7 protein-coding genes are annotated in these 7,933 nt (G+C 53.8%); 2 read left to right on the top strand and 5 right to left on the bottom strand.

The genetic code is table 11. From position 1 onward, the window contains the following. Both L248_RS16230 and L248_RS11300 read left to right on the top strand, forming a co-directional pair. Positions 1 to 227 (top strand): hypothetical protein (locus L248_RS16230; RefSeq protein WP_220095319.1); only part of this gene is annotated, 227 nt, incomplete at its 5' end. Positions 228 to 261: 34 nt separating this feature from the next. After that, on the top strand, positions 262 to 1,929 hold the full coding sequence (locus L248_RS11300) for an Hsp70 family protein (protein WP_022530365.1): 1,668 nt from the start codon (positions 262 to 264) through the stop codon (positions 1,927 to 1,929). Positions 1,930 to 1,989: 60 nt separating this feature from the next. Here L248_RS11300 and L248_RS11295 read toward each other — a convergent pair whose 3' ends face one another. The 5 genes from L248_RS11295 to spxB form a co-directional block, all read right to left on the bottom strand. After that, on the bottom strand, positions 1,990 to 2,484 hold the full coding sequence (locus tag L248_RS11295; protein ID WP_022530364.1) for a hypothetical protein: 495 nt from the start codon (positions 2,482 to 2,484) through the stop codon (positions 1,990 to 1,992). 72 nt (positions 2,485 to 2,556) lie between these two features. Then, positions 2,557 to 3,198 (bottom strand): ATP-binding cassette domain-containing protein, encoded by a 642-nt coding sequence (locus L248_RS11290; RefSeq protein WP_022530363.1) that lies wholly within the window; start codon positions 3,196 to 3,198, stop codon positions 2,557 to 2,559. Continuing rightward, a complete protein-coding gene (locus tag L248_RS11285; protein ID WP_022530362.1) occupies positions 3,161 to 5,257 on the bottom strand; it encodes a hypothetical protein in 2,097 nt (698 codons plus the stop codon). Before L248_RS11285 ends, L248_RS11290 begins: the two co-directional genes overlap by 38 nt. 31 nt (positions 5,258 to 5,288) lie before the next feature. Beyond that, positions 5,289 to 5,645 carry a lactococcin 972 family bacteriocin gene (locus L248_RS11280; protein ID WP_022530361.1) on the bottom strand — a complete coding sequence of 119 codons (357 nt, stop codon included), beginning with the start codon at positions 5,643 to 5,645 and terminating at the stop codon, positions 5,289 to 5,291. 271 nt (positions 5,646 to 5,916) lie between these two features. Continuing rightward, positions 5,917 to 7,656, bottom strand: coding sequence for a pyruvate oxidase (gene spxB, locus L248_RS11275; protein WP_022530360.1), 1,740 nt, complete (start codon positions 7,654 to 7,656; stop codon positions 5,917 to 5,919). Between the last annotated feature and the right edge of the window lie 277 nt (positions 7,657 to 7,933).

Below are 7,933 nucleotides of genomic sequence, written 5' to 3'. Positions count from 1 at the left end.
AAAGGCTTCAAGCCGTGCCCACCACGTTCCAGCCCGTTTTGCCGGAGCTTTGGCACGACGTCGAGGGGGAATTTTGTCCCAATCCCTTATTTGTCCACAATAATGGACAGCGACCAATACCGTTGTTCTCTGCGTTCGTGAAAATCCAGTATTGGTACGGTCCACAGTCACCACAAATAAAGATTTTCTTCAAAAATCAAACTCAATACCCGCCTTTCTTCCCGTAAACTGGAAGTTAAAGAAGTTGAGGGGGAAGAATGAATGACGGTCATCGGTATTGATTTTGGCACAGCCAACGCGATGGTGGGCTATTTCGACGGCGAGGCGCCGCGCATCATTCCCAATGAATGGGGCGCCGAGCTGACGCCGACCATTGTGAATGTGGCACCGGCTGGGGAAGTCACCGTGGGGGCGGTGGCGAAGACCCGCAGTGTTCTCGCACCGGCGGCGACAGCGACGGCGTTCAAGCCTTTCTTAGGCAGCAGCAAGCGCTACGTTCTCCGGGGGGAGACGTTCACACCGACCGAATTAACGGCCCTGGTACTGAAGAGTCTGCGGGTCAACGCCGAGCGGTATCTCGGCGAGCCCGTCAGCGAAGCGGTACTCAGCGTGCCCACGTTCTTCGATAATCGTCAGCGGGCCGCGCTCATTGACGCCGCCCGCCTCGCCGGCCTGACGGTATTGCGCTTGATTGGGGAAGCGACTGCCGCAACGATGGCCGACACACCGCAAGTGACCAACATTGAGCGGATCCTGGTTCTGGACATGGGCGCGGATCATTTCACCGTCAGCCTGGTTCAGCGCACGGACGGGGCGGCCCAAGTGGTGCGCCAAGCCGTCGCTAATCATCTGGGCGGCGACGATTTCACCCACGCGCTCGTCGCCGACTTCGCTGCTCAGCAGCATCTCACCGCCATTGACGGCACCTTGTACCGCCAACTCTTCGACCAGATGGAAGACGTGAAGAAAGGCGACCATGCCGACACGGTGCTGATCAACGCCGGGGACCGGGAAGAAAGCTACCAGTCCGATAACGCCAACCTGAACCGGGTATTCCAGCCGCTGCTGGCTGCCATGCGGGCACCGCTGACCAGCGTACTCCAAGGGGCAGGCGTGGCACTGACTGATTTGGACCAGGTCGTACTCGCCGGGGCGGGGGCACAGCTGCCCGCTGTCCGCGCCCAAGCTGCCAAACTATGCCGCTGTTTGCCCGTCGTGGACCAAACCCCGGGCGACCGGGTCGTCTTAGGCTTGGCCACGGCGGCCGGCGCACCCGTTCTGTACCGGCAGCTGTGCGAAATGGCGCTGCTGCCGATCAGTGCCCACTCCTTTGGCACGCAAGCCACCCAGGAAACGGCCAACGGCGTGGTCGATGATTTCTTCGTGCCGCTGGTCAATCGCGGGGACACTCTGCCCACCCAGGCATTGTGCACCTTCACACTGGATCCGGAGGAACACACCACCAGCGTACCGGTGTTCTTGGGGGAACACCAGCACACGCGGGACGATGCGTTTCTTGGCGAGTTAGCCATTCCCAATGCGGCCGCTGCCCGCCAGGTTTCGGTTCGCTTTGCCTACGATGATCAGCTGAACCTGGCCGTCGCCATCAGTAACGACACGACCCAAGAGGTCGCTACCCGCGTCTTTGTCCTGGATCGCGATGCCACCAACGATTTAGAACAAGCCCGGGCGAAGAACCGGCTGGCGGCCTTCGCGGTACCGAGTCGGGCCGAAGCCGAGAATCAGTTGATTTTGACCCAGCTGGAACGTCTGAGCCAGGAATCCTCCGGGCCTGTGCGTGACCGCTTCGTGGCTGAACGCCTCCACTTCTTACAGCTTCTGACCAAGCATAACTTGGACGCCATTAATCGCGCCCGCACCGAATTTGCAGACTTCATCCGCGACGTACAGAGTGAATACATTCTCTAGACGAGCGTAAGAAAAGACCGTTGCTTCCCGGGGGGAGTGCAACGGTCTTTTTGGCGGTCATTATTGTTCGATATTTTGAATTTCAATAGGCGTCGAGCCAGGGACCAGTTTCCGCAACTCACCTTGAATCGTCGGTAAGGCTTGTGAGAAAGTCAACTGGACCCGCTGCTGGGCGGTGGTGATGAAGATGCCCACGACCCGGTCTTTGCCGTTGGGCAAGGTCACCGGGACGAGGGTGATCCCCGCGAGCCGGTCGTAGCGGATTACCGTGGAGACGAAGCCGTTGTTCACCAGCCGCTTTTCACCGATGCCGCCGACCCCGGCTTGGATGCAGTTCAGCAGGAAGCCCGAGAGGCCGATAATGATCAGCCAGCGGGAGAAGCTGTCCATGTTCGTGGAACCGCCCCAGCCCCAGGACATCAGCAAAATACCCAGGATCAGCGGCCAGTAATTGAAGTGGGCGCGCAGGACGATCTGTGCCTGCCAGTAGATAGAAACGATACAGCCCACCAGCAATACCGCATCCAGAGCAATCATGAATATTGTCCAGACCATTTCACACATCCTTACTTTCGTTTGCAAGGTCTAGTATATCATGCCTGGCCAATGTGCCTACGGACTTAAGTCTTATCCTTCCGCGGGCAGGTGGTAAAGCTGATCGAAGGCGTTGTCATAGGCGTTAGCGTGGGTGACCACAATGACGGTCTTATTATCGTGGTGGGCAATTTGGTCGAGAATATTGAAGACGGCGTCACTATTGACGGAGTCGAGGGAGCCGGTGGGTTCATCAGCCAGAATGATTTGTGTGGGTTTCACCATTATTCTGGCCAAGGCCAGCCGCTGCTTTTCACCGCCGCTAAGTTTGGCGACCTTCATCTTTTGATCGACACCGGGCAAGCCAACAGCGGTCAGCGCCTGACGAATCGTCAGCGCCTGATGCGGCTTGGTGAACCGTGTGCCAATCGCCAGATTCTTTTTAATCGACGCATCATCCAAGAGCTTGAAATCCTGAAAAACGAAGCCGAAAATATTGCGATAAAAGTAGCGCTTGCGGCGTTCATGCAAGTTAAGCACTGGTTCCCCGTCAATCGTGATGCTGCCGCTCGTCGGTGTTTGCAGCAGACCAATTGTATTGAGCAGCGTGGTTTTTCCCGCGCCACTGGGCCCTTTGATGCCAATGAGCTGGCCGGTTTGAAAGCGGCCGGTGAAATCATTGATGATTGTTTTCTGTTCAAGAGCGACGGTGATGTGGCTGATGGATATTTCCATGAGGCAATGCACTTCCTTTCGTTAATGTAGTAAGACTGAGGAGTAAGCACAAAGCCGCAATACAGGCCAGTGTCAATGCTGCTCCTAATTGGTTGGTCAAAAGTTCATAGGCGCCGACTGCCAACCAGCCACCCGAAAAGAGGAGGGCAATACGCGCAAGAAAACCGGTTCGGTGCCAGCCAAACAGTTGCAACAGGGTCAACTTTTGGGCACTGAATTCAAGGTAATACACATTACCGTTCAAGGTCAGGAAGACAGCGAGGAGGAGCAACAAGCCCACAACAGCAAACAATGTGTAGCCGTTTGTTATTTGGGCATCGTACATACTCCCAATATAGTCAGCAGCGGGAGTGTATTTTGGAAAAGTGGCAGACAATCCCGCAGTCTGGATTGTTTTTTTGTTTTGCTCTGGTTTGTTGGGCAGAAAGATGCCATCCGTGTAACCCAAAAAATTATCGGCATAAACTGCCGTACTCATTGAGAAATTTTCGGCAGTGACAACATTGATCAGGGGATCTTGCAATCCTTGCAGCCAAGGATCGAAGGTGAGCAAGGGCTGACCATTTCGAATGGTAATAATGTGGACGCTGTTGTCTTGTGGGAGTGTAGCATGACCAAGTTTCGCCCGGAATTCTTTCCCAACCACCGTGTTGTTAAACTGCCGTTGGGTCTTGAGGTAGCGTTTGACGGCGTCTTTTTGAGACGCGTAGCGCTCTGGCACCAAGACAGTATACACACTATCACGGGGTGAGATTTTTATTCGTCTGCCACGCGTATCGAATAACGGATTAATTTTCAAATATTCCGGAGACACCGTTATCTCGTTTTGGCCGAAACCAGGATTGAGATGCTGTTTTCCCGTCAAAGAAATCGATAAACGACCAACCGTATCCGATGCCGGGTAGAAAATAATGGCCTTATTTCTGATTGACGATTGGATAAATTGATTGGCGCTGGTGATTTCCTTTAGTACAGCGGTGGCATCGCTTTGGCTTGCTGGCGGACCGGTCCGTGGATAGTTGAGGTAATCAGTTAACACCTTGGTGTTTGTATAGCGCTGGCTGAGATTAATAACAGCACTGCGGACCGGCGGGTATACAAATTGAACGGCGATGCCAATGAGGCTGGTGAGAGTCAGCGTAGTGATCACTGTTGAAAGGAAGAGTCGCCGATATTGAACAGCGGGCCGGAAAACGAATTGCGTAACATCAGTCAAGCACAGGCGGAAAGTGAAGAGGAGTACTGCAATTCCCAATAACACAGACAGATAACCTGCTGATGTTACTGCTACAAGTCCCCAGCCGAGTCCAGATACTTTGGGCACTCCAATCTTAGCAATGACACCCAAGACGGCTGTAAGAGCTGCCATAAGCCAGGCACTCTCTTGGTTAGCCGCCAGAATAGCGCATAGAATTTGGCGACGCGAGTAACCGTGCAAGTAAAGCAGACTGACAAATCTTTGGCTGCCATAATAGGCGTTGGCAATCACAATGAGCCAGGCACCGGCAATAACGATGGAAGCGACAATGATTACGACAGTAATATACAAATTATTTTGCTGCCCATCACGACTTTTTGCGAGTTTGAGTTGGTGAGGTGACAGTGCCAACTGAGTGGTCAGAGCCGTTCGCAGTTTGGCTAGCGAGTATCCGGGAGCGTGAATAAAAAAGGTTCCAGAAAAGACATGATTGGCGAAATAACTTGTGAGACTAGCATCGTGTTTGGGATAAAACACATTGGTCACCGAAGCGAGTGCTGAATTACCATGCCATTGCGGATTACTGGAATAAATGGTTGTCGTTCCTCGAGATGTATTTTCTTTTTTTGCGATCACGATACCGTATTTGCTGGATAATTCACGGAGACGGTCAAGTTGCTGGCTGGTGTCCTGTGTGTTGACATCATCAGGAAAAGCTGCCTCAACACTGAAATAATCGTGAAACTCATTCTCTGCACGGGCATTTTGTACAGTAGAAACCAGCAGCGTCATCACAAAAAAAGAAAACACAGTCAATCCGCCGACTAATAGAGAGCGCACAATGCTCCTATTGAGGGTCATGATTGATGGCCTCCTTTGTTGAACTTTCAGTTTACTTTACGTCGTAGTAGGAATTGTGTTTATCGTATGAGCCGAATGCCTTAGTTGATGCCCGCGCCCAACCAGAAGACACCCACGATGAATACGACCAGTTGTCGTTCATAAATGCAGTGGTGCGGTGGGAACGCTTCTTAAGGTTGAAATCAGAGAATTGATAAAAGCCCGTGAGCCCCCACTTGACGCCATATTCCCACGTGCCGCCCTCTACGGAAATGGTCATCCGGGCAAGCGGATTGCCGAGGGGAATGTTAACCTGCTCGGATGTGAATGATGCGGCATTCGTGAACGCTGCATCATTGGTATATGCTTGCCCGTGGAGCGGTGCGATGGTATCTGCTTCTGCTACCATCGGGGGGGGTAATAGCTGTGCCAATCAGAGCCGCAGCCGGAAGAAGTGCAATCCGTGCAACCAAAGAACCTTTTGTCATGATGGAACATCTCCTTAACCAAAATAGGTACTTGTTGAGCATAAACTATTTTGGAAACGCTGTCAACGGAAACTGCTTAAAATGTTGGATGCATCGGTACATAATTGTTTGGGGGTTTAAAAAAAGGCAACCCGAGCTCTCGGGTTGCCCAAACTGCTTCTTCTCCTAATTCATTGTGCTTCTTGCAATGAATTATGCGTTCTCTTTGCTGAGGAAGTCCGTGAGCGGAATTAAACCTTCCGTCTCATACTTCTTCGTGAAGGCCGCCACAGCGTCCTTGTCCTGCGTCTTCGGGTCGATCTGCAGCTGTTCAACAGGCAGCGGCCGGTCGTTAGCAATGTGCACGTCGATGACGACGGGACCGTCAGCATTCTTTGCCTGGGCGAAGGCGTCCTTCAACTCGGCCAGAGTGTGCACTGTGAAGCCGGTCGCGCCCATGGCCTTGGCAGCCAGACCGAAGTCGGCATCTTGCAATGCGACCCCGGAGTGCGGCTGCTTGGTATCGTCCTGCTCGGCTTCAATGAAGCCCAGGCTGTCGTTGGACAGAATGACGTTGATGATCGGCAGCTTGTACTTCACTTCGGTCATGATGTCCTGCATCACCATGGAGAAGCCGCCGTCACCGGAGATGGACCATACTTGCCGATCCGGGAACTTGGTCTGCGCACCGATGGCTGCGGGGACACCGTAGCCCATGGTCGCGTACCAAGCGCTGGTGCTGAACTGCTGCTGGTCATGCAGCTTCAAGAAACGATAGCCGTCGATGGTGACGTTGCCGACATCCACTTGGAAGATGGCGTCGTTGGTGGCCATGTCGTTAATTTCCTTGAAGATGGGTTCCACCCGCAGCGGTACGCGGTCGTCGTTTTCAAAGCTGGTGACCCATTCGTCCCAGTTCTGACGGTTGGCCAAGGCCGCCCGGTACCAGCCGCTTTCCGGCTTTTCTTCCACGGCACCAAGCAAGGCTTGCACAGTCTTCTTGGCGTCGGCGAGGATAGCCAGATCGACCTTGTGCCGGCGAGTGAACTTCGTACCATCGATATCGACTTGGATGAAGGTGGCGTCAGGTTTCTCAAAGTACTGCTGGAACGGCATGTCGGAACCCAAGGTAATAATCGTATCTGCCTGTTGCAAGGTCTCGACACCGGGCTTGGTGGCAACCCGGCCGGCGGCGCCCATGTATGCGGGGGTGGCATCAGGCACGATGCCCTTCGCAATCGCGGTAGACATGATCGGCGCATGCAGCTTGTCGGACAACGCAATGATGTCCTTGCCGGCACCCTTGGACCCCTTGCCGACATAAATCAACGGACGCTTAGCGGCATTCAATAACTTCGCCGCTTCGGCAATTCGGTCCGGATCCGGTTCAGGCAGGATCGGTTTCTGGAACGTCGGCGCGGAGCTGACGTAGTTGTCGTCGATTGGCGTCCAGCCCAGATCCTTAGGAATCGTCACGACGGCGACCCCGTTGTGGCGGATGGCCTGGCGAATCGCCTCGTCAACGACGGCCGGAAGCTGCTTCGCCGTCATGGCGGTACGATTGTAGACAGAAACGTCGGCGAACATCGGGTTCTCGTTCATTTCCTGGAAGTAACTGGTGTTCATAATACCCGTGGGGACCTGACCAACCAAGGCCAGCACCGGGACATGGTCATATTGAGCATCATACAAGCCGTTAAGTAAGTGGACGGCACCAGGGCCGGCAGAACCGAACGTGGCCGCGATGTGCCCCGTAATCTTGGCCTGGCCGGCAGCCGCCAAGGCCCCGACCTCTTCGTGCCGGACTTGGATGTAATGCATCCGGTCCTTCAAGTTATACAAGGCATTCATGGTGGAGTCGAAAGACCCGCCAGGCAGCCCGTAAATGGTGTCGATTCCCCAGTCTAACAACACCTTGAGCATTGCATCGGACGCATTGATTTTTTCAGCCATTCAAAAAGCCCTCCTTGAGATCATGTTACTAATAAAAAATAAGTAAAATGCTTACAACACCATACTACGGCATTTGGCTTGTGAAGGCAACCAAAAAGATTTACGGCGTTGCGCTTCGCGCTGCCGCCTTTGGGAACGGGGGTGGGTCGCGATGCCCGGCGATTGGGGCCCTCTGAACTTCATGATTCTGGGAAATTGCTGTAACGCACGTGAAGGAGGCTGCCAGAGCCTCGTATCGAGCGAGACATTTCCAGTCTCCGAGAATGTAGGGTGACGC

The organism is Schleiferilactobacillus shenzhenensis LY-73, from assembly GCF_000469325.1.
GTDB classification, from domain to species: domain Bacteria; phylum Bacillota; class Bacilli; order Lactobacillales; family Lactobacillaceae; genus Schleiferilactobacillus; species Schleiferilactobacillus shenzhenensis.
This window is presented reverse-complemented; position numbering and strand designations above follow the sequence as displayed.